We start from the raw sequence: 20,382 nt of genomic DNA, 5'->3' as shown, positions 1-20,382 counted from the left end.
ATTATCGCGGATGAATCCGCTCCTACGACATCCAGACCACCACCGTCCGACTGTTGAAAAACCGAATGCCCAGAATCGAGTTCTACGTTCTCTCCTCCAACGACGCCGTTGGCCGCTTGCGCGCCGCCTGCCAACTGGCGCTCAAGGCCTGGAGCGCCGGCTTACCGGTATTCGTTCGTGGTAGCGACGAGGCGCAGTGCGGCGAACTCGATGAGTTGATGTGGCAATTCAAAGCCGAACGCTTCGTGCCTCATGATCTGCATCGCGATGCGCCACTGTCACCCGTGGCGCTGGGCATCGACGAAGTGCCGAGCACCGAGCAGGGCGTGCTGATCAACCTTGGTAGCAGCCTGTCACCGCATGTCGAGCGCTTTTCCCGCATCATCGAGATCGTCAATCAGCAGCCTGAACTGCTCAACGCCTGTCGCGAGAATTTCCGTACCTATCGCCAGCGCGGGTATGATCCGCAACGCGTCGAACTTTAGTGTCCGTGCACGCTCACAACACAAGTCACTACAGCCCCTTTTCTCGCTGCGCCGATAACCATGGACACCCCCAAGCCTCCACAGAAACCTGCTCAGCTGCTGCACGACCTGGAGTCGATTCGCGAGCTGCTGGGCGATAACGGCAGCGAACCGCCGCTGCTGATCGACTCGCTCGACCCGGACAGCATTCCGGTGCTGTCCGACATCGTCAGCGCGCCGCCTGGCCCGCCGCCGCCCTTTCACGCAACGCCGACGCCCAAACCGACACCAGTGCCACAGCCTACGCTGGCGCCAAGCACGCTGCGCGAGCGCATCGAGCCACGCCTGCATGACAGTGCCCGCGATCTGCAACACCTCAATGCCGAGTTGCGCGCCGCCGCTCAGTTGATCCTGCAGGACGTGATCGACGACTTCGTGCCGCAGATCGAGGCCGAACTCAAGCGCCGCCTCGAAGCCCGCCTGCCGCGCCTGCTGCCGCCACGCAAGTAGACGAAGCCGCTACCCAACCGTAAAACTGAACGCGGGTCTGCCATTTCCCTCAGGGCGGGTGCAACCCACCACGCCACGGATGGCGGGTTGCACCCACCCCACCGCTCAGGACTTATGGCTTGGCGCTCAGAAGCGGTATACTTATCGGCTTTTCCGATCAGCCGTCAAAGGGTCCCGCCGCGCATGGACAAGACCTACCAGCCGCACGCCATTGAAACCGCCCTGTACCAGAACTGGGAAGCCAAGGGCTACTTCGCCCCGCAAGGCTCGGGCGAGCCCTACACCATCATGATCCCGCCGCCGAACGTCACCGGCAGCCTGCACATGGGCCATGGTTTCAACAACTCGATCATGGATGCGCTGATCCGCTTCCGCCGCATGCAGGGCCGCAATACCCTGTGGCAGCCGGGCACTGACCACGCGGGCATCGCCACGCAGATGGTGGTCGAGCGTCAGCTGGCCGCCGACGGCATTGGCCGACACGATCTGGGCCGCGAGAAATTCCTGGAGAAAGTCTGGGAATGGAAGGAGCAGTCCGGCGGCACGATCACCCGTCAGATTCGTCGCCTGGGTAGCTCGGTGGACTGGTCGCGCGAGCGCTTCACCATGGACGACGGCCTGTCCGAAGCCGTGAAAGAAGCCTTCGTGCGCCTGCACGAGGACGGTCTGATCTATCGCGGCAAGCGCCTGGTCAACTGGGACACCAAGTTCCACACCGCCATCTCCGACCTGGAAGTGGAAAACCACGACGAGAAAGGCTCGCTGTGGAACCTGCGTTACCCGCTGGCTGACGGCAACAAGACCGCCGACGGCAAGGACTACCTGATCGTCGCCACCACCCGTCCGGAAACCATGCTCGGCGACAGCGCCGTGGCCGTGCACCCGGAAGACGAGCGCTACAAGGCGCTGATCGGTAGCTTCGTCGAACTGCCGCTGCTGGGCCGCCGCATTCCGATCATCGCCGATGACTACTGCGACCCCGAATTCGGCACCGGCTGCGTGAAGATCACCCCGGCGCACGACTTCAATGACTACGAAGTGGGCAAGCGCCACAACCTGCCGCTGATCAACATCTTCGACAAGAACGCCGCTGTGCTGGCTCAGGCCCAGGTGTTCAATATCGACGGTAGCGTCAACGCCGAGATCGATGGCAGCCTGCCAGCCGAATACGCCGGTCTGGACCGCTTCGTCGCGCGCAAGCAGATCGTCGCCGCCTTCGACGCCGCCGGCCTGCTGGAAAAGATCGAAGACCACGCCCTGAAAGTGCCGAAAGGCGATCGCTCCGGCACCGTCATCGAGCCGTGGCTGACCGACCAGTGGTACGTCTCCACCAAGCCGCTGGCCGAGAAAGCCATCGCCGTGGTCGAGAGTGGCGAAATCCAGTTCGTGCCCAAGCAGTACGAAAACATGTACTTCAGCTGGATGCGTGACATCCAGGACTGGTGCATCAGCCGTCAGCTCTGGTGGGGCCACCGCATTCCGGCCTGGTACGACGATGCCGGCAACGTCTACGTAGGCCGCGACGAGGCAGAAGTACGCGCCACGCACAACCTCGGCGATGCCAACCTGCGCCAGGACGAAGACGTGCTGGACACCTGGTTCAGCTCCGGCCTGTGGACCTTCTCCACCCTCGGCTGGCCGCAGCAGACCGATTACCTCAAGACCTTCCACCCCACCGACGTGCTGGTCACCGGCTTCGACATCATCTTCTTCTGGGTCGCCCGGATGATCATGCTGTCGACCCACCTGACCGGACAGATTCCGTTCAAGACCGTGTACGTGCACGGCCTGGTGCGCGACGGCCAGGGCCAGAAGATGTCCAAGTCGAAAGGCAACGTGCTCGACCCGCTGGACATCGTCGACGGTATCGACCTCGAATCCCTGGTGGCCAAGCGCACCAGCGGCATGATGCAACCCAAGCTGGCCGAGAAGATCGCCAAGCAAACCCGCGCCGAGTTCCCCGACGGCATCGCCGCCTACGGCACCGACGCCCTGCGCTTCACCAACCTGGCGTTGGCTTCTACTGGTCGCGACATCAAGTTCGACATGGGCCGCGTCGAGGGTTACCGCAACTTCTGCAACAAGCTGTGGAACGCCGCCAACTTTGTCATCGAGAACACCGATGACAAGGACACCGGGATCAATGGCGAGCCAGTCGAGCTGTCACCAGTGGACCGCTGGATCATCTCCGCGCTGCAGCGCACCGAGGCTGAGGTGACCCGCCACCTCGACGCCTTCCGCTTCGACCTGGCCGCGCAGACCCTGTACGAATTCATCTGGGACGAGTACTGCGCCTGGTATCTGGAGCTGGTCAAGCCGGTGCTGTGGGACGAAAACGCCCCCATCGAGCGCCAGCGCGGCACCCGCCGCACGCTGGTACGCGTGCTGGAAGTGATCCTGCGCCTGGCCCACCCGTTCATGCCCTTCATCACCGAAGAAATCTGGCAGCGCATCAAGGCCCAGGCCGGCGTCAGCGGCGAGACGCTGATGCTGCAACCCTGGCCCGTGGCCAATGAGAGCCGCATCGATGCCGCCGCCGAAGGTGACATCGAGTGGGTCAAGCAACTGATGCTCGGCGTGCGCCAGATCCGTGGCGAGATGAAGATCTCCATGGCCAAGCGTATCGACATCATCGTCGCCAACACCTCGGCGTCCGATCTGCGCCGCCTGGCCGACTTCGAGCCGCTGCTCAGCAAGCTGGCCAAGCTGGAGTCGGTGCGCGTGCTGGCTGCCGGCGAAGAAGCGCCGATGTCCGCCACCACCCTGGTCGGCGAGATGGAAGTGCTGGTACCAATGGCCGGGCTGATCGACAAGGACGCCGAACTGGCGCGCCTGGACAAGGAAATTGGCCGCCTGGAAGGCGAAGTGCAGCGCGTCGGCGGCAAGCTGAGCAACCAGGGTTTCGTCGCCAAGGCCCCGGCTGAAGTGCTGGACAAGGAACGCGCCAAACTGGCCGAGGCCGAACAGGCCCTGGCCAAGATGGTCGAGCAGCGCGGCAAGATCGCCGCACTCTGATCACTGCGCACCACCGAAAGACCCGCGCCATAACCGGCGCGGGTTTCTTTTTTGTGGGAAGGATTTGAACCCTGCTCGTAGGGTGGGCTTCAGCCCACCATCGGTACTTCGCATGGGCTGAACAGCCCCCTGCAAAGCCCGCCCAGTAACACACCCGACCTTTTTACGGAGAGCGCCTCCCAGGCCTCTACCCTTGTTCGATCGATCACCCGGAACACCCATGACTGCTCGCTCCCCCTCCCTGCTCGACGCGTTGCTACCCATTGGCGTACTCGTCGTGCTGCTCAGCCTCTCCGTTTACCTGTTCGGCGACAGCTCCTCCAGCGGCCCGAACCAGATCGCGCTGATGAGCGCCGCCTTCGTCGCCGGCCTGGTCGGCCTGAAGAATGGCCTGCGCTGGGCCGATATCGAGGAAGGCATACTCGCCGGCATCCATATGGCGATGAAGGCCAACCTGATTCTGCTGGCGGTCGGCGCGCTGATTGGCACCTGGATTCTCGCCGGCACGGTGCCGACCATGATCTGGCTGGGCCTGAAGCTGATCAGCGCCGAGTACTTCTACCTCACCAGTTGCCTGATCTGCGCGCTCACCGCACTGTCCATCGGCAGCTCGTGGACGGTGGCCGGCACCCTCGGCATCGGCCTGATGGGCGTGGCAGCCGGCCTGGGGCTGGACCCGGCGATCACCGCCGGAGCGATCATTTCCGGCGCCTACTTCGGCGACAAGCTGTCACCACTGTCGGACACCACCAACCTGGCACCCGCCGCTGCCGGTGCCGATCTGTTCGCGCATATCCGCAACATGCTGCGCACCACTGTGCCGGCACTGCTGATGGCACTGGTGATCTTCTTCACCCTCGGCCAGCAGGCCAGCGCCGAGCATGACACCGGGCGCATCGTCGAGGTGCTGACCGCCCTGGAGGCACAGTTCAACCTGGGCTGGCACCTGCTGCTGCCGGTGGCCTTCCTGCTGCTGCTCGCAGTGCGCCAGTGGGCCGCCTTCCCAGCGGTGTTTCTCGCCGCCCTGCTCGGTGCGGTGTTCGCCGTACTGTTCCAGCCGGAGGTGATGGCGCGCCTGGCGGACCCACAAGCCGGCGCCCTGGCGCCGCTGAAAACGGTATGGAGCGCGTTGTTCGCCGGCTATGAGTCGGCCAGCGGCAACGCCGAACTCGATGGACTGCTGTCCAAGGGCGGCATGGCCAGCATGCTCACCACGGTATGGCTGATCATCTGCGCCATGTGCTTCGGCGGTGTGCTGGAGCGCCTCGGCCTGCTGCAACGCCTGCTGCAGAGCGCCCTGCGCCTGGTACGCAGTGACAGCGGCCTGGTCGCCAGCACCATCACCACCACCATTGGCACCAACATCATCACCGCCGACCAGTACATCGCCCTGGTGCTGCCAGGGCGCATGTACCGCGCCGAATACGAGAAACGCGGCCTGGCGCCGACCAGCCTGTCGCGTGCGCTGGAAGATGGCGGCACTCTGACATCGGTGCTGGTGCCGTGGAACACCTGCGGCGCCTACATGGCCGCGACGCTCGGCGTGGCAACGCTGAGCTACCTGCCGTACTGCTTCTTCAATCTGATCACGCCGGTGCTGGCAATCATCCTCGCCTACCTGCTGCCACCCAAGCCGCAAACTGCCGTTTGATTTCACGCCCGTTCGGGCCGGCCAGTACACCGGCCCGAACTCCTCATTAGGTAGCAAAGCGCTCATCTCTTTGCTCTTTTCGCTATAAAAACCTTCCCTTTTTCCAATTGTTTCAGGCATCTTCACCCGCCTGGCAGCAGCTCTCCGGCACGTCCCACCCCATAAGAATCAGAGCGGAACTCCGAACATGTATGCGTTGATGGCACTCGTCTTCGTCCTCGGCTACCTGTGCATTGCACTCGAACACCCGTTAAAGATCGACAAGGCAGCGTCCGCTCTGCTCACCGCCGTGATCGCCTGGACCCTGCTGGTTCTCGGCGCCGACAGCATCCTGCCATTGCTCGGCACCGGTACGGCCGGAGCCAGCACCAACACCCATCACGTCGTCGAGGAACTGCGCCATCACCTCGGCGAGATTTCCGAGATCCTGTTCTTCCTCATGGGGGCGATGACCATCGTCGAGCTGATCGATGCCCACGAAGGTTTCAAGGTCATCACCGACCGCATCCGTACCCACAAGCGTGTGCACCTGCTGTGGTTGATCGGGCTGATCACCTTCTTCCTGTCTGCCGCGCTGGACAACCTCGCCACGACCATCGTGATGATCTCGCTGCTGCGCAAGCTGATCGCCGACCGTCACGAACGCTGGTTCTATGCCGGTATCGTGGTTATCGCAGCCAACGCCGGCGGCGCCTGGTCGCCGATTGGCGACGTCACCACCACCATGCTGTGGATCGGCAATCAGGTCACCGCCACCGGCATCATCACCAAGCTGTTCCTGCCCAGCCTGATCTGCCTGCTGGTGCCGCTGCTGATCATGAGCTTTCGCCTCAAGGGCGAAGTGGCCGAGCCGCGCATCAAGGAAAGCGCCGAAAGCCGCCGCGACCCGACCACCCCCTTCGAACGCAACCTGGTATTCGGTCTCGGCCTGGGTGCTCTGATCTTCGTGCCGATCTTCAAGACCATCACTCACCTGCCGCCGTACATGGGCATCCTCTTCGGCCTGAGCCTGCTGTGGATCACCACCGAGATCATCCACCGCAGCAAGAACAGCGAAGAGAAAGATCCGCTATCGGTGGTCGGCGTATTGCGCCGTATCGACATCACCAGCGTGCTGTTCTTCCTCGGCATCCTGCTTGCGGTTTCCGCGCTGTCCAGCGCCGGTCACCTGATCCAGGTCGCGACGCTGCTCAAGGACAGCCTGGGTAACGTCTACAGCATCGCCATCTCCATCGGCATGCTTTCGGCCGTGGTGGACAACGTGCCGATGGTCGCCGGGGCCATGAAGATGTATCCGCTGGTCAGCCCCGAAAACCTGGCTGCGGCGGCAGCGCACGAGCTGCCATGGCTGCGTAATTTCGTGGTCGACGGCAACTTCTGGGAAATGCTCGCCTACTGCGCCGGCACCGGCGGCAGCTGCCTGATCATTGGCTCGGCCGCTGGCGTGGCCGCCATGGGCATGGAGAAGATCAACTTCATCTGGTACTTGAAGAAAATCAGCGGCCTGGCCTTCATCGGCTACCTGGCCGGGGCCGTCACCTATATGCTGATGTTCGCCGCCTGATCCCGGTGCGGCGCTCGGATACGTACAGGGAGTCAGCATGCAGACGAGCAAGACCCGCACCAGTTTCTACCGCCGCCTCTACGTCGCCTGGCTGATCGACAGCGGCCAGGCCGTCAGCGTGCCGGCGCTGATGGACGCCACCGGCATGCCTCGACGTACCGCGCAGGACACCCTTGCGGCACTGGCCGAACTGGATATTGACTGCCAGTTCGAGCAGAAAGAGGGCGAGCGCAACAACGCCGGCCACTACCAGATTCGCGACTGGGGGCCGATCGACAAACGCTGGATCGCCGCCAACCTGCAGCAGATCAAGACCACGCTCGGTTACCCCTGAGATAATTCTTCCCATACCTCCTGGGAATCGCGATGAATCCGGACCTGCTCTGGGTGCTCGGCCTGCTGGCCGGCGCCGTCACTCTGTTCATCATCGGCAAGCCACGCATGGACGTGGTCGCCCTGCTGGTGCTGGTCGCCCTGCCGCTGACCGGCGTACTCGACCTGCAACAGACGCTGGCCGGTTTCAGCGACGCCAACGTCATCCTCATTGCCGCGCTGTTCGTCATCGGCGACGGCCTGGTGCGCACCGGGATCGCCTACCGCCTGGGCGACTGGCTGGTGGCCAGGGCCGGTAGCAGCGAAACGCGCCTGCTGATTCTGTTGATGCTGGCGGTGGCCGGCCTGGGCTCGGTGATGAGTTCCACTGGCGTGGTGGCGATCTTCATCCCCGTGGTGCTCGGCGTGGCTGCGCGCCTGCGCATCGCCCCGGCGCGACTGATGATGCCACTGGCTTTCGCCGGGCTGATCAGCGGCATGCTGACGCTGGTCGCCACACCGCCAAACCTGGTGGTGCATGCCGAACTGCGCCGCGCCGGGTTGGATGGTTTTGGCTTTTTCGATCTCACGCCCATCGGCCTGGCGGTGCTGGTGCTCGGTGTCGGCTACATGCTGATCGCCCGACGCTGGCTGGTGCGCAAGGACGCTGGTGAGGGAGGCGAGCCGCCGCGCCTGACCCTGGCTGACCTGGCCGAACGCTACCGTCTGAGCGAACGCGAACGGCGCCTGCAGGTACGTGCCGACTCGCCCCTGGCCAATCAGGTGCTCAACGAACTGCAGCTGCGTCGCGAGCACGGCATCAACGTCATCGCCGTCGAGCGCCGCCAGCGCCTGCGCACCCTGTTGCTGATGGCCAGCGGCAATACCCTGCTGGAGCCGGGCGACGTGCTGCTGGTGGATATCGCCAGCCCCACCATCGGCCTGCTCGGCAGCTACCAGGCGCTGGGCCTGGAACCAATGCCGTTACCGCATTCGTATTTCAGCCTGCACGCCCATGAGCTGGGCCTGGCCGAAGTGGCGTTGCCGCCGGAGTCGCAACTGCCGGGCAAGACCATTCAGGAGCTGGGCTTTCGTTCGCGACACAAGCTCAACGTGGTTGGCCTGCGCCGTCAGGGACAGGCCCTGGAAGGCGTGCTGGTGGACGAGAAACTCAAGGCCTCCGACACCCTGCTGGTAGCCGGCGCCTGGCGCGACATCCACCGTTTGCAGGGGCTGAACCGCGATTTTCTGGTGCTCAGCCTGCCGGCGGAAGTGGCCGAGGTGGCGCCTTCTGCGCGCAAGGCCCCCTACGCCCTGCTCAGCCTGGCAGTGATGGTGCTGCTGATGGTCAGCGGCCTGGTGCCCAACGTGCAGGCCGCGCTGATCGCCTGCCTGCTGATGGGCGCGTTCCGCTGCATCGACCTGGACAGCGCCTATCGCGCCATTCATTGGCCGACGCTGATCCTCATCGTCGGCATGCTGCCCTTCGCCCAGGCCTTGCAGCAGACCGGTGGCGTCGAACTGGCCGTGCAGGGCCTGGTGGGCGGCCTGGGCGATGCCGGGCCACGGCTGATTCTCGCCAGCCTGTTCGTGCTTACCGCAGTGATCGGCCTGTTCATCTCCAACACCGCCACCGCGGTGCTGATGGCGCCGGTGGCCATTGCCACGGCGCAAGCGCTGGGCGTCTCGCCACTGCCCTTCGCCATGACCGTTGCCCTGGCTGCCTCGGCCGCGTTCATGACGCCAATTTCTTCGCCAGTAAATACCCTGGTGCTGGGGCCGGGTCAGTACCGCTTCGGCGACTTCGTGCGCATCGGCGTGCCTTTCACCCTGCTGGTGATGATCGTCAGTGTGATGCTGGTACCGCTGATCTTTCCGCTCTGAGACAGCTCACGCCGCACTGCGGAAGAATCGCCGACCGGCGCGGCGCAGCCATCCACCCTCGGAGGTGTCGGCACTGAGCCGGCGCAGGTTTTCATTGATGGCTTCGACGTAATTGCGATCATCGCTGCGGATATGACTGAACAACCAGCGCCCCAACAAGCCCTTGAGCTCATCGGCAATATCCTCGCCGCCGATGAAGCGTTGGCGGTAGTCCTCCACACGCTTGATGAACAGCGCGTGCACCCTTTTGTGTGCCTTGGTGAAGACGTACCCCGCCTCCTCGAGCATCGCTTCCTCGAAGGCGAAATGTGAAACGGTGTAGTCAATCAACTCGTCGATCACCGTACCCACCTTGACCTTGCTGGCGGTGCGCTGGGCATCGTCCAACTGATTGATCATGGCAACGATACGCTTGTGCTGATCGTCGATGACCGCGATGCCGGTATCGAGGTCGTCGCTCCATTCCAGGTATGTCATGGTGCCTCCTAACTGCTGATCGAAGAGGCGCGCAGTCTAAGGCCGCAGGCGAGTCCCCGATTGACCTGGATCAACACAAGGTCAGCCACTTTATGGCCACTTGCCAGCTTTCATTGATCGCAGCACAGGTCGCTCCCTCGCTTCCATGGGTTACGAGCTGCAAGCAAAGCATGCGAAAATCCTGCGCCCGAACCGCCAGATGCTCGTTCATGCCCCAGCCGCCGAGACGCCCACGCAAGCCCGCCCCCGCCGCCGTGAAAACCGCACCGAGCAAGGGCAAGCTGCATCCGCGCAACCGTCACCAGGGGCGCTACGATTTTCCCGCGCTGATCAAGGCAAGTCCCGAGCTGGGCGACTTCGTCATCACCAATCCCTACGGCAAGCCGAGCATCGACTTCGCCAACCCGGCAGCGGTCAAGGTGTTCAACCGCGCGCTGCTGGCGCAGTACTACGGCATCCGCCACTGGGATATTCCCGACGGTTACCTGTGCCCACCGATCCCGGGGCGCGCCGATTACTTGCACAACCTCGCCGATCTGCTGGCGACTGACAACGATGGGCAGATTCCTCGCGGCGCCATGGTGCGAGCACTGGATATCGGCGTCGGCGCCAACTGCATCTACCCACTGATTGGTCGCTGCGAATATGGCTGGCAGTTCATGGGTGCCGACATTGCCAAGGAAGCACTGGCATCGGCACGTGCCATCGTCGCCGCCAACCCGCAACTGGCCGGCGGCGTCGAGCTGCGCCAACAGACCAATGCCGAGCACATCTTCCTCGGCCTGCTGCAGGCGCAGGAGTACGTCGACCTGAGCCTGTGCAATCCACCCTTCCACGCCAGCGCCGCCGAGGCCACCAGCGGCAGCACGCGCAAGTGGCGCAACCTGGGCAAACTCGACCCCAAGCGCAAGTTGCCGGTGCTCAACTTCGGCGGCCAGGCGGCCGAGCTGTGGTGCCCGGGTGGCGAGGCAGCCTTTCTCAAGCGCATGGCCAGCGAAAGCGCGCAGGTGGCCGGGCAGGTGCTGTGGTTCAGCAGCCTGGTGTCCAAAGGCAGCCATGTGGAATTGCTCCAGGGCTGGCTGGCCAAGGCCGGTGCGCTCGAGGTGCGCATCTTAGGCATGTCCCAGGGACAGAAGCAGAGTCGCCTGGTGGCCTGGACGTTCAAGAATGCCGAAGAGCGCAGCACCTGGAGCAAGAGTCGCTGGCGCTGAGACCTGCTGGTGCGCGCGGCGCACCCTACCTGGGCCGACCTTGATACCGAATTGGGGCGTAGGGTGCGCCGTGCGCACCGACCTCTCTACCAGGGCAACCAACCACCCAGCGCCAGGCCCCGCGCAACGCGCTCGCAGCGGCGGTGCGCGCGGCGCACCCTACCTGGGCCGACCTTGATACCGAATTGGGCCGTAGGGTGCGCCGTGCGCACCGACCTCTCTACCAGGGCAACCAACCAACCAGCGCCAGGCCCCGCGCAACGCGCTCGCAGCGGCGGTGCGCGCGGCGCACCCTACCTGGGGCCGACCTTGATACCGGGTTAGGCCGTAGGGTGCGCCGTGCGCACCGATCTCCCTACGTGGATAACCAACCACCTAGCGCCAGGCCCCGTGCAACGCGCTCGCAGCGGCGGTGCGCGCGGCGCACCCTACCTGGGGCCGACCTTGATACCGRRTTGGGCCGTAGGGTGCGCCGTGCGCACCGATCTCCCTACCAGGGCAACCAGCCACCGAGCACCAGCCACAGCCCGGCCACCGTCATGCTCAACAACGTCACCGGCACGCCGCTGCGCGCATAATCGACGAAGCCAAGCCGGACGCCCTGACGCTTCGCCCCTTCAGCGACGATCAGGTTGACCACGCTGCCGATCAGCAGCAGGTTGCCGGCCAGGGTCGACATCACTGCCAGGCCCATCAGCACCGAATGCGACAGTTCCGGCATCAGGCCCAGCAGCAGCACCACGAACGGCACGTTGCCGATCAGGTTGCCTGCCACCAGGGATGAAGTCGCCAGCGAGATCACGCCCTGCGGCAACAGGCCATGTTCGGCCATCCAGGCGGCGCCCTGCGCCAGTTGCGGCAACTGCAGCGCGGCGCCGCTGACCAGGAACAAGCCGACGAACAGCAACAGCAGGTTCCAGTCCACCTTGTTCACGTAGTCGCGGCTGTCCACCCGCCGCGACACCATCACCAGCACCGCGATCAGCAGCGCCGATAGCTCACGCGGCAGCGCCGTGGCGAACAACGCCAGCAGCGCCAGGCTGGCCAGCAGCGGTTTGAGATAGCTGCGCGCGCCGTAGATATGCTCGACCGGCGTATCGTCAGCGGCAAACGGCCTGGCTTCACCCCAACGATGGCGCCACTGCAGCCAGATCACTGCGTAAACGATGGCCATCGCGACCACAGCAGGTGGCCCGGCCACAGCCACATAACCCCAGAAATCCAGAGCGCCAGCCTGACCAATGAGGATGTTCTGCGGATTGCCGATCAGGCTCGCCGCCGAACCCGCGTTGCACGACAGCGCCAGCGCCAGGAGAAACGGCCGGGGCTCCAGCCCGCGCAGGTGCAGGCTGCGACACAACAGCGGGGTCAGGGCGAAGGCGACGATATCGTTGACCAGCACCGCCGAGAGCAAGCCGCCCAGCAGTACCACGCCGAACAACAGCACTGCCGGGCGCTCGGCATGCTCGGTCAGGTAGCGGTTGAGCCAGGCATACACCCCGGAAAAATCGAACTGCGCGGAAATCAGCATCAGCGCCAACAGCAGCAACAACGCGCCAGGGTCGAGATGATGGGCCGCGTCCTCCATGCTCAGCCCACCGCTCACCAACAACAGAACGGCAGCACAACAGGCGATCCAGCTGCGGTCGATACGCAAGCCGCGGATGCCACCGGCAGCCATGCCCAGATAGGTGAGGACGAACAGGCCGATGGTCAGCCAGGCAGCGGAAGTCATGCGCGATTCACCTGAACAGATGCAGGGGACAAGCCGCGCAATCTAGCGAGCCCGACGCAACACGGGAATAGCACACCGCACTTTTTTACCGCCATCAGGGCCGCACCGGGCAAGCCTTCATCCATGCCTGGTAGACCAGCGACTCACGCTGATGCGGCATCTCGGTCCAGACCCGCTCGGCCAGATCTGGGTTACGCGCCCAATACATGCCAGTGGCTCGACCGCCTACCGCAGTTTCGCCAGTAAGGCCGTTACCAAACCAAGCCGAAGCAGGCCACCCCGTAGCCCGGATGCAATCCGGGGCAGCGGTGCCTGATATTCCCGGATTGCATCCGGGCTACGCATCAGCGAATGAAACTGCGGCTGATCTCGCGAAACAGCTCGGTACCGGCCCGCTCCAGCCACTCGAAGGCGACCATCTCGCGCGAGACGATCACCGCGCCTGCACGCTCCATGCGTGCCAGGCCCAGCGCCTTGTCACGCGGCCGACGCGACCCTACGGCTTCGTCGACCACGAACACCTCACGCCCGGCTGCCAGCAGACCGAGTACCGTCTGCAGCACGCAGACATGCGTTTCCGTGCCACAGACGATGAACTGCTGGCGATCACCACCCGGCAAGTCGAACAGCCCTGCTCCTGCGGTCGCCGAAAAATGAATCTTCTCCCGCAGCCCCTCGCCCGGCAGCAGCTCATGCAGCCCCGCCTCGGTATAGCCCAGGCCCTTGGGGTACTGCTCGGTCGCGATCACCGGGACGTGCAGGCGCTGCGCCACACGCACCAGCCACGAGGCCTGTTCGATCACCGCCGCCCCGCCATCGATAGCCGGCAGCAGTCGCTCCTGCAGGTCGATGACCAACAGGGTGGAGTCCTTCGCTCGCATCAGCATCACTAAGCTCCTTCCTTCACGGCAAAACGCGCGTCGAGCCGGCTGTAGCCCAGGCCGACGCCCTTATGCACCCGCAGCTGCACGGGAATACGTTCCTTCATCGCCTCGACATGGCTGATCACACCGATGGTCTTGCCGCTGGCGTTGAGGTTGTCCAGCGCATCCAGCGCCACCTCCAGCGTCTCGCCGTCGAGGGTGCCAAAGCCCTCATCAAGAAACAGCGAATCGATGCTGGTCTTGTGGCTGACCAGGTCGGACAGCGCCAGCGCCAGCGCCAGACTCACCAGAAAGCTTTCGCCACCGGACAGCGTGCGGCAGTCGCGCGCCACGTCGGCCTGCCAGGTGTCGCACACCTCCAGCTCCAACTCGCCGCTGCCCTTGCGCGCCAACTGATAACGCCCGTGCAGCCGCGTCAGTTGGCGGTTGGCCAGGTGGATCAGGTGATCGAGGGTCAGCCCCTGGGCGAACTTGCGAAACTTGGCGCCGTCGGCCGAGCCAATCAGGCCGTTGAGTTGTTGCCAGAGGGCGTGCTCCCCCTCCTGCGCGTCGATCTCGGCGAACAGCGCCTGCTGGCTGCTGCGCCGTGCATCGTCGGCCTGCAACTGAGCCCGCAATTCGCCCTGGCGCTGGCTCAGTGCACGCAATTCGCTCTGCAGTAGATGCAGCTGCTCGTCCAATTCGCCAAGCGCCAGCTCGGTCTGCGGCGTGGCGGCGAGCTGCTGGAACTGCGTGTCGGCGGCAGCCAACAGCGTCGATGCCTCGGTCAGGGTTCGCTCCACACCTGCCTGCAACGCCAGCAGGCGCGCGCGCTCATCCTCCTCCAGCAGCGCGGCGAGAAACGCCGCAAGATCGCTGAAAGGACTGGCCGTCAGTGCCTGCAGCCAGTGCTGCTCGGCCTCGCTCGAGCGTTGCTGCAGTTGCTGCAGCACTGTGCGCTGACTCTGCTCGCGACCGCGCAAGGCATCACTTTCACGCTGGGCACTGGCAAGGCCATTGACGGCCTCATTCAACGCCACTTGCGGCTGTGCTGATGGCTCGGGTTCAGCCAGCGTCAGCGCACCTTCGCTATACCAGCGCTGTTGCCAGTGCTCGGCCTGTGCCTCTGCCTCAGCGAGCAGACGCTGCGCCTCACGCTGCTGCTCATGCAGCTGTTGGTCCTGCGCCTGGGCCTGCTGCCAGTCGCGCCATGCATGCTCCTGCTCGTCCAGCCAGGCGCCAGCGTCCGAAGGCAACTCCGTGGCAAAGCCTGCAAGACTGCTCAGCAGCGTCCGCTGGCGGTGCTGCAACTCCTGCTCCAGATGCTGCAGGCGCTCGCCCTGCTCGGTTTGTCGCGCCTGCAGGTTCTCCTCATCACGCGCCAGTAGCGCCTGGCGCTGCTGCGCATCGGCTACGGCATGCTCGGCCACCTCACGGTCACTACGCGCCTGCGCCAGTTGCGCCTGCCCGATCTCGACCGAGGTGAGTCGCGCCTGCAGATGCGTCAGGCTCTGCTCATGCTGGCGCTGCCATTCGCGCAAATCGGCGCCGTCAGTAACCTGCAGGGCCTGCTCGCTCAGTTGCTGCTGCCACTGCGCGTCCTGCTTGGCGGCCTGCTGATTCGCCTGCTCCAGTTGCTGCTGGATCTGAGCGATCTGCGTCGCCAGGCGGGTCAGTTCGTCACGCAGGGTGCCGCCCTGGCTTTCCAGTTGCGCCAGTTCGTTGCGGCACTGCTCCAGCGCCTGGCGCGTGGCGGAGACGTTGAGCGCCTGGTACTGACTGACCGCCGGATGCTCGTGCGAACCACACAACGGGCAGGCTTCGCCCGGCTGCAGCTGGGCGCGGTAGGCTTCCAGAGCCTGAATGCGCTGTTCCTGCTCCAGCAGCTTTTCCTTGTCGACCTGCTGTTGCTTGAGCGCCTTGTAACGCTCGCGCAGGCCGGTGATTTCATCGTTCTTGCTGGCGTGCTGCACCTGCAACTGAGCCAGACGCGGGGTCAGCTCGGCGACCTGGGCGGCCGTTTGCTCACGGACCTGCGCCAGTTGCTCCAGGCGATCCAACGCGCGCCCCTGCACTTGCAGCTGCTGCCAACGCTGACGCAACCCTGCCTCGTCGTCCTCGCCGAGCAATGCCTGCAGTTCGCTCTGCTGCCCGGCTTCGCTCGCACGCGCGGTCTCCAGGCGCTTCAGCGCGTCGGCCTGCTGCGCACCGAGCTGTTCACGCTGGCGCTGCAAGGCAGCGAGCTGTTCTCGCTCCTGCGCCAAGCGTGCGTGCAACGCCTGTTGCTCCTTGAGCAGTTGCCCACGCTGGTCGAACTGCGCGCGCCAGCCGCCAAGCAATTCGCCCAGACGCTCCTGCTGCGGTGCACTGCTCAGACGTGCATGCAGGGTTTCGCGTTGTCTGACCAGCCCCTGCAGCTGCGCCTGACGCAGGCTCAGACATTGCTGGGCATAGCGACTGGCCAGCCAGAGTTGCTGCTGCTCGCGTTCGCTGCTGTGGCGTTGCTGCTGGTGCAGATCATCCAGCGCCTGCTGCGCCTGTTGCCTGTCCTGTTGCACTTGCTGCCAGGCCAGGTAGAGCGGCTGCAATCGCGCGGCCGGTTCACTGGCAGCCAGACGCTGCAGTTCACCGGCAGCATCCTGACGCGCCTGCTGGGCCCGCTCCAGTCCCAATAGAGCCTGCTCCCGCTGCTGTTCAGCCTGCTGCAGCGCTTCACGCCAACGGCGCTGGGCCTGCAGAGCTTGCTGCCGGGCCAACAGCGGAGTCTCGTCCTGGCTCAGGCGCTGATGCTCGGCCAGCAGCTCGGTGCGCTGCGCCTCGTCGAGCAACTCCATGCCTTGTGCGCGGCTTTTCAGCAGATTGAGCGCCTGTTCGGCGGCTTTGGTGCGCTCGTAGACCTGCTGGGAAATCTGCCCGTACACCTCGGTGCCGGTCAGCTCCTCCAGCAGCTCCGCACGCTGGTTGGCATTGGCTTCGAGAAACGCCGCGAAGCCGCCCTGGGCCAGCAGCATGGACTTGGTGAAACGCTCGAAATCCAGGCCGGTCAGCTCGGCAGTCAGGCTCTCCTTTTCGCGAATCTTGTCGGTGAGGATTTCGCCATCGGCGATACGCGCCAGCTCGACCTTGGGCGCCTGCAGCGCGCCGTCCACCTTGTCGCGCGCACGGCGCTGGCTCCAGAAGGCGCGATAGCCCTGCCCCTTGACCTCGAACTCGACCTCGGCCAGGCAGTCGGCGGTGTGCCGCGTCATCAGTTCGTTGCCACTGGCCGACAGCGTGCTCATGCGCGGCGTGCGGTGATACAGGGCCAGGCAGATGGCGTCGAGCAGCGTAGTCTTGCCCGCGCCGGTCGGCCCGGTGATGGCGAACAAGCCGCTACCGGCGAAAGGCTCGGCAGCGAAGTCGATCTTCCACTCGCCCTTGAGGGAATTGAGGTTCTTTAGGCGCAGGCTGAGGATTTTCATGCACAGGTCGTAAGCCGTTGGAGGCGGTCATTCTGGCATATCCGCCCCCACGTAAAGGCTCAGTCGCGGCAATAACCCTCACCGCTGCGCACGGTCAGGCAATTCTGTTTATCCAGCAGCCATTTCATGCCGGTGGCTTCGCCGTCGGTGGCGCTGATGCTCTCCACCACGCCATCGCGCACGAAGACGATCTTCGCCCCCTGCGCGCGGCCGACGAAGCGGCGCGGGCCGTCGAGGTTGGCGATGGTCAGACGGTAGTCGGCCGACGTACCACTGATATCCAGGTAGGTACCCTCTGGCCCGTTCCAGCGCCCCAGCCATTGCTCGGTCACCCTGACGTCCTGCTCGCCGGACGACCCGGCGCAGCCGGATAGCAGCAGGGGAACGGCCGCAGCCGCGAGAAGAAAGTGCGCAGTTCTGTACATGACGCTCTCCACAGGAAGGGTTGCAGCGGTTTCGACCAGTGCCGCACATGAGCGGTTCAGGCCCAAGCGTTCACAGCATCTCGATACGGTCGCGGCCACTGGCCTTGGCGCGGTACATCGCCTGGTCCGCCCGCTCCATCAGGCTGTCCAGGCTTTCGCCAGGGCGATACTCGGCGATGCCGAAACTGGCGCTCTTGCGTTGCACCCGCTCGAACGAAAAACCGTTGATACGCTTCTGCACGGCCTGCTCTGCATGAGCCGCATCGGTCTCCGGCAGGATGATGAGAAACTCCTCGCCGCCAAGCCGCCCGACCTTGTCCATCACTCGCACACCGTCGCGCAGCAGACCGGCGAACTGGCGCAGCACACTGTCCCCCACCGCATGGCCATGCGTATCGTTGACGCTCTTGAAGTGGTCGATATCGATCAGCACCACCGAAAACGGCGTGCCATAACGATTGGTCCGCGCCACTTCCTCGATCAGAAAACGCAGGGTACGCGAACGATTCCACAGCCCGGTCAGGCTGTCGACACTGGCGCTCAGGGCCAGGCTGTCCTGATGCAGGAACATGTGTTTGTGCGCCTTTTCCAGAAGAAAGGCGCTGAGCAGGCCAAAGGAGAACGAAGCGAGAATCCAGATCAGGTGCAGGCGCTGCATGCCGGGCGTCAGCGAGTGCTCGAGCGTGACCAGCAAAATCGCCGCCAGAGAGAACAGCGCGGTAGCCATGGCACGCCTGAGCGTCAGCCCGGAGATGGCGAATGTCCACATCAGGTTGAGATAAATTTCCGGCGCGTAAAAGGCGAAACGCGCTGAGCCGAAATTGAAGTAGAGATTGGACAGCACCGAAATGATGGGCGCGAGTGACAGCAACCCCAGCATCAGCGGCTGCCGACCTGGTTGAAAACTCAGCAGCCCGATAGCCAGCAACGCTGCCGGTACCAACAACGCATGCACGATGAACCGCGCGAAGGGCTGATCGGCCTCGACGTTCTGCTCGATGGCGGCATAGATCAGATACAGCGCCATGGTCAGAAAAGCCACGTAGCGAATCTGCGGAATCTTCGCCTGTAGATACCAGCACGCAAACCCCTTCCGAGTCGCATCCGGCACTCCATGCAAAGGGTCAAGCGCACGCAGCAAGCTATTGAACAACGGCACTTCGCTCCCCTGTCGAATGGCCACTATTCACAGCATAGAACGCTTGTCGCATCGGAAGCGATGCAGGCTTCGCTCAATCGCCTGTCAAACCACGCCAGCCAGATTGATCCGAGCCTGTGCCTCGTAGCGCGTCCTGAAATGATCCGTGCTGTAAATCATCAAGCGCGCCAGAAATGACTTCAGAACGCTGCGCCGCTTCATGCGGTACACAAGGCCCGGCACCCAGGCGTACTCGGCACGCACCTGGGCGTCGTACTCGGCGAAACGCTCCGGCGTGGCGCCGAGAATGGCCAGGTCGATATCCACCAGCAACTGCTCATCCGGCTCGCCCGGCGTCGCATCATGCCGGGTGACCATGATCAGTCGTTCGACCCGCGCCAACGTCGCCTGGCCGGCCTGACAGCTCGCGAGCACCCGGATGGCCCAATCCGCACTCTGGCGCTCGTTGTTCTTGCCGCGCACGTCGTAGATGGCGTCATGGAACCAGAGCGCAATGGCCACCTCGCCCGGCTGCTGCGCCAAGTGCCGCGCCTGATCGAAATGCATCAGGCATTCGCGCAGGTGTTGCAGCGAGTGATAGTGCCGCTGCGGTTCCTCGTAGGCACGAACGAGTTGTTCGAACAGACCTGGCGGAGGCTGCAGGCCCAGGTCTGACCAGGCGCTGGCCCAGGATGATGGGAGAAGAGTCATTTAGGGTATCGATAGCGCTTGGCCAAGCGAGCGGTTTTGACGCATTTATTATACCGATTCATATTCGGCGGTATTTTTTAGCTCACGCTTCTTTCCGCTGAATGACTCAAACAAATATTTGTGGCTGCCAAGGCCATATTCATCCGTTCGTTTTTCATATGATTGAACCCATTCGATTAGGTTATTTAAGTTCTCATCTTGCTCTTCGATGGAATTGAATTTTTCAGGCTCCCAGGGCCTTGAGCGACAGTGAGCAATACATATATCCACCCCTGGATTCAGAAATACAAGCTCCTCGCACTCATCTAGAACAGCTTTGATTATGTTGGCATAACAGCCCTCAATGACCCAGCTATCATGTGACTGTATAAACTTCTTAACATCAGCGATGCTTTCTTTGAGCGGGCGTCGCTCCGCACCGTTATGAAATGCAACTTCATCCAGTGATAAGCGTGCAGCGGGTTCTCTAGCGATAATTTTTTTAGAGAGCGTGCTCTTTCCTGAGCCGGCATTTCCAAGAAGTATGAGTTTCATGAGTTTTCTTCTCGATTATCACGATCAAGCCAACGAGCAGGCAAAAGCGTAGCTTCTGACTGCCCAGCGAGCGAAGTGAGCGGCAGTTGAGTGCTGTAATGGACTCTCCCCGCGCCACGGTTCCATACCAAGGCGTTGAGGGTTGAACAAGTGGAGAGCTGCCATGAAACGAATTGCAGTTGATCTGGCCAAGTCCGTTTACCAAGTTGCCGAGAGCGTCCGTTCCGGCCGGGTGGTGCAGCGCAAGCGGCTGAACCGAGAGGCGTTCTGGCGATATATACAGGAGCAGGCCGAGCCGGTCGAGTCGGTGCTGGAGGCCTGCGGCACTGCGCCTTACTGGGGCGCTTCGCTTATCAGGTCATGCTGCTGCATCGATGGAGTCAGCCCGCTGGGTTGAGGGCAGCAGGCGCTTGGCCGGAGTGTCGCG

General features: G+C 63.5%; 16 protein-coding genes and 1 pseudogene. 9 read left to right on the top strand and 8 right to left on the bottom strand.

Features of this window, described 5'->3' with window-relative positions; genetic code table 11:
* Positions 1-65: 65 nt before the first annotated feature.
* From INS93_RS18470 to INS93_RS18440, 7 genes are all read left to right on the top strand, one after another.
* Positions 66-485 carry a DNA polymerase III subunit chi gene (locus INS93_RS18470; protein ID WP_192984738.1) on the top strand — a complete coding sequence of 140 codons (420 nt, stop codon included), beginning with the start codon at positions 66-68 and terminating at the stop codon, positions 483-485.
* Between the two features lie 60 nt (positions 486-545).
* Positions 546-974: a DNA polymerase III subunit chi gene (locus INS93_RS18465; RefSeq protein WP_192984736.1), complete on the top strand. Its 429-nt coding sequence runs from the start codon at positions 546-548 to the stop codon at positions 972-974.
* 183 nt (positions 975-1,157) lie between these two features.
* A complete protein-coding gene (locus INS93_RS18460) occupies positions 1,158-3,989 on the top strand; it encodes a valine--tRNA ligase (protein WP_192984734.1) in 2,832 nt (943 codons plus the stop codon).
* Between the two features lie 220 nt (positions 3,990-4,209).
* Positions 4,210-5,640 (top strand): Na+/H+ antiporter NhaC, encoded by a 1,431-nt coding sequence (gene nhaC, locus INS93_RS18455; RefSeq protein WP_192984732.1) that lies wholly within the window; start codon positions 4,210-4,212, stop codon positions 5,638-5,640.
* Positions 5,641-5,827: 187 nt separating this feature from the next.
* Positions 5,828-7,204: a sodium:proton antiporter NhaD gene (gene nhaD, locus INS93_RS18450; RefSeq protein WP_192984727.1), complete on the top strand. Its 1,377-nt coding sequence runs from the start codon at positions 5,828-5,830 to the stop codon at positions 7,202-7,204.
* Positions 7,205-7,241: 37 nt separating this feature from the next.
* The gene (locus INS93_RS18445) at positions 7,242-7,538 is read left to right on the top strand and encodes a winged helix-turn-helix domain-containing protein (protein WP_192984725.1); all 297 of its coding nucleotides are present in this window, start codon (positions 7,242-7,244) and stop codon (positions 7,536-7,538) included.
* A 32-nt stretch (positions 7,539-7,570) separates the two neighbouring features.
* Entirely contained in the window at positions 7,571-9,400 is a 1,830-nt protein-coding gene (locus tag INS93_RS18440) for an SLC13 family permease (protein ID WP_192984723.1), read from the top strand.
* Between the two features lie 6 nt (positions 9,401-9,406).
* Here INS93_RS18440 and INS93_RS18435 read toward each other — a convergent pair whose 3' ends face one another.
* Positions 9,407-9,877, bottom strand: coding sequence for a bacteriohemerythrin (locus INS93_RS18435; RefSeq protein WP_192984721.1), 471 nt, complete (start codon positions 9,875-9,877; stop codon positions 9,407-9,409).
* A gap of 209 nt (positions 9,878-10,086) precedes the next feature.
* Between INS93_RS18435 and rlmF the strand changes: the two genes are divergently transcribed.
* Positions 10,087-11,088, top strand: a complete 1,002-nt coding sequence (gene rlmF / locus INS93_RS18430; RefSeq protein WP_192984718.1) for a 23S rRNA (adenine(1618)-N(6))-methyltransferase RlmF — start codon at positions 10,087-10,089, stop codon at positions 11,086-11,088.
* 490 nt (positions 11,089-11,578) lie between these two features.
* Here rlmF and INS93_RS18425 read toward each other — a convergent pair whose 3' ends face one another.
* The 7 genes from INS93_RS18425 to INS93_RS18395 all read right to left on the bottom strand — a co-directional run bounded on the left by INS93_RS18425 (position 11,579) and on the right by INS93_RS18395 (position 19,955).
* Positions 11,579-12,823 carry an SLC13 family permease gene (locus INS93_RS18425; protein ID WP_192984716.1) on the bottom strand — a complete coding sequence of 415 codons (1,245 nt, stop codon included), beginning with the start codon at positions 12,821-12,823 and terminating at the stop codon, positions 11,579-11,581.
* Positions 12,824-13,167: 344 nt separating this feature from the next.
* Complete coding sequence (locus tag INS93_RS18420) at positions 13,168-13,710, bottom strand: hydrolase (RefSeq protein ID WP_192984714.1); 543 nt, start codon at positions 13,708-13,710, stop codon at positions 13,168-13,170.
* Positions 13,711-13,712: 2 nt separating this feature from the next.
* Positions 13,713-17,147, bottom strand: coding sequence for an SbcC/MukB-like Walker B domain-containing protein (locus INS93_RS18415; protein WP_192984712.1), 3,435 nt, complete (start codon positions 17,145-17,147; stop codon positions 13,713-13,715).
* Between the two features lie 59 nt (positions 17,148-17,206).
* Positions 17,207-17,572 carry a hypothetical protein gene (locus tag INS93_RS18410; protein ID WP_192984710.1) on the bottom strand — a complete coding sequence of 122 codons (366 nt, stop codon included), beginning with the start codon at positions 17,570-17,572 and terminating at the stop codon, positions 17,207-17,209.
* Between the two features lie 70 nt (positions 17,573-17,642).
* On the bottom strand, positions 17,643-18,614 hold the full coding sequence (locus INS93_RS18405) for a GGDEF domain-containing protein (protein WP_319017561.1): 972 nt from the start codon (positions 18,612-18,614) through the stop codon (positions 17,643-17,645).
* A 201-nt stretch (positions 18,615-18,815) separates the two neighbouring features.
* Complete coding sequence (locus tag INS93_RS18400; protein ID WP_192984706.1) at positions 18,816-19,421, bottom strand: N-methyl-D-aspartate receptor NMDAR2C subunit; 606 nt, start codon at positions 19,419-19,421, stop codon at positions 18,816-18,818.
* Between the two features lie 48 nt (positions 19,422-19,469).
* Positions 19,470-19,955 carry a shikimate kinase gene (locus INS93_RS18395; protein ID WP_192984704.1) on the bottom strand — a complete coding sequence of 162 codons (486 nt, stop codon included), beginning with the start codon at positions 19,953-19,955 and terminating at the stop codon, positions 19,470-19,472.
* A gap of 163 nt (positions 19,956-20,118) precedes the next feature.
* Here INS93_RS18395 and INS93_RS18390 point away from each other — a divergent pair.
* Positions 20,119-20,298, top strand: a pseudogene (locus INS93_RS18390) (IS110 family transposase); the annotation flags it as partial.
* Positions 20,299-20,382: the final 84 nt, after the last annotated feature.

The organism is Pseudomonas sp. EggHat1 (assembly GCF_014892995.1).
GTDB lineage: Bacteria > Pseudomonadota > Gammaproteobacteria > Pseudomonadales > Pseudomonadaceae > Aquipseudomonas > Aquipseudomonas chaetocerotis.
The sequence above is the reverse complement of the archived record's forward strand: the minus strand, read 5'-3'. Positions and strand labels throughout refer to the sequence as shown.

Excerpts from the sequence above, each read along its gene's own strand:
- INS93_RS18470 (WP_192984738.1), top strand. The coding sequence starts at position 66 with ATGCCCAGAATCGAGTTCTACGTTCTCTCCTCCAACGACGCCGTTGGC.
- INS93_RS18465 (WP_192984736.1), top strand. The coding sequence starts at position 546 with ATGGACACCCCCAAGCCTCCACAGAAACCTGCTCAGCTGCTGCACGAC.
- INS93_RS18460 (WP_192984734.1), top strand. The coding sequence starts at position 1,158 with ATGGACAAGACCTACCAGCCGCACGCCATTGAAACCGCCCTGTACCAG.
- nhaC (WP_192984732.1), top strand. The coding sequence starts at position 4,210 with ATGACTGCTCGCTCCCCCTCCCTGCTCGACGCGTTGCTACCCATTGGC.
- nhaD (WP_192984727.1), top strand. The coding sequence starts at position 5,828 with ATGTATGCGTTGATGGCACTCGTCTTCGTCCTCGGCTACCTGTGCATT.
- INS93_RS18445 (WP_192984725.1), top strand. The coding sequence starts at position 7,242 with ATGCAGACGAGCAAGACCCGCACCAGTTTCTACCGCCGCCTCTACGTC.
- INS93_RS18440 (WP_192984723.1), top strand. The coding sequence starts at position 7,571 with ATGAATCCGGACCTGCTCTGGGTGCTCGGCCTGCTGGCCGGCGCCGTC.
- INS93_RS18435 (WP_192984721.1), bottom strand. The coding sequence starts at position 9,877 with ATGACATACCTGGAATGGAGCGACGACCTCGATACCGGCATCGCGGTC.
- rlmF (WP_192984718.1), top strand. The coding sequence starts at position 10,087 with ATGCCCCAGCCGCCGAGACGCCCACGCAAGCCCGCCCCCGCCGCCGTG.
- INS93_RS18425 (WP_192984716.1), bottom strand. The coding sequence starts at position 12,823 with ATGACTTCCGCTGCCTGGCTGACCATCGGCCTGTTCGTCCTCACCTAT.
- INS93_RS18420 (WP_192984714.1), bottom strand. The coding sequence starts at position 13,710 with ATGCTGATGCGAGCGAAGGACTCCACCCTGTTGGTCATCGACCTGCAG.
- INS93_RS18415 (WP_192984712.1), bottom strand. The coding sequence starts at position 17,147 with ATGAAAATCCTCAGCCTGCGCCTAAAGAACCTCAATTCCCTCAAGGGC.
- INS93_RS18410 (WP_192984710.1), bottom strand. The coding sequence starts at position 17,572 with ATGTACAGAACTGCGCACTTTCTTCTCGCGGCTGCGGCCGTTCCCCTG.
- INS93_RS18400 (WP_192984706.1), bottom strand. The coding sequence starts at position 19,421 with ATGACTCTTCTCCCATCATCCTGGGCCAGCGCCTGGTCAGACCTGGGC.
- INS93_RS18395 (WP_192984704.1), bottom strand. The coding sequence starts at position 19,955 with ATGAAACTCATACTTCTTGGAAATGCCGGCTCAGGAAAGAGCACGCTC.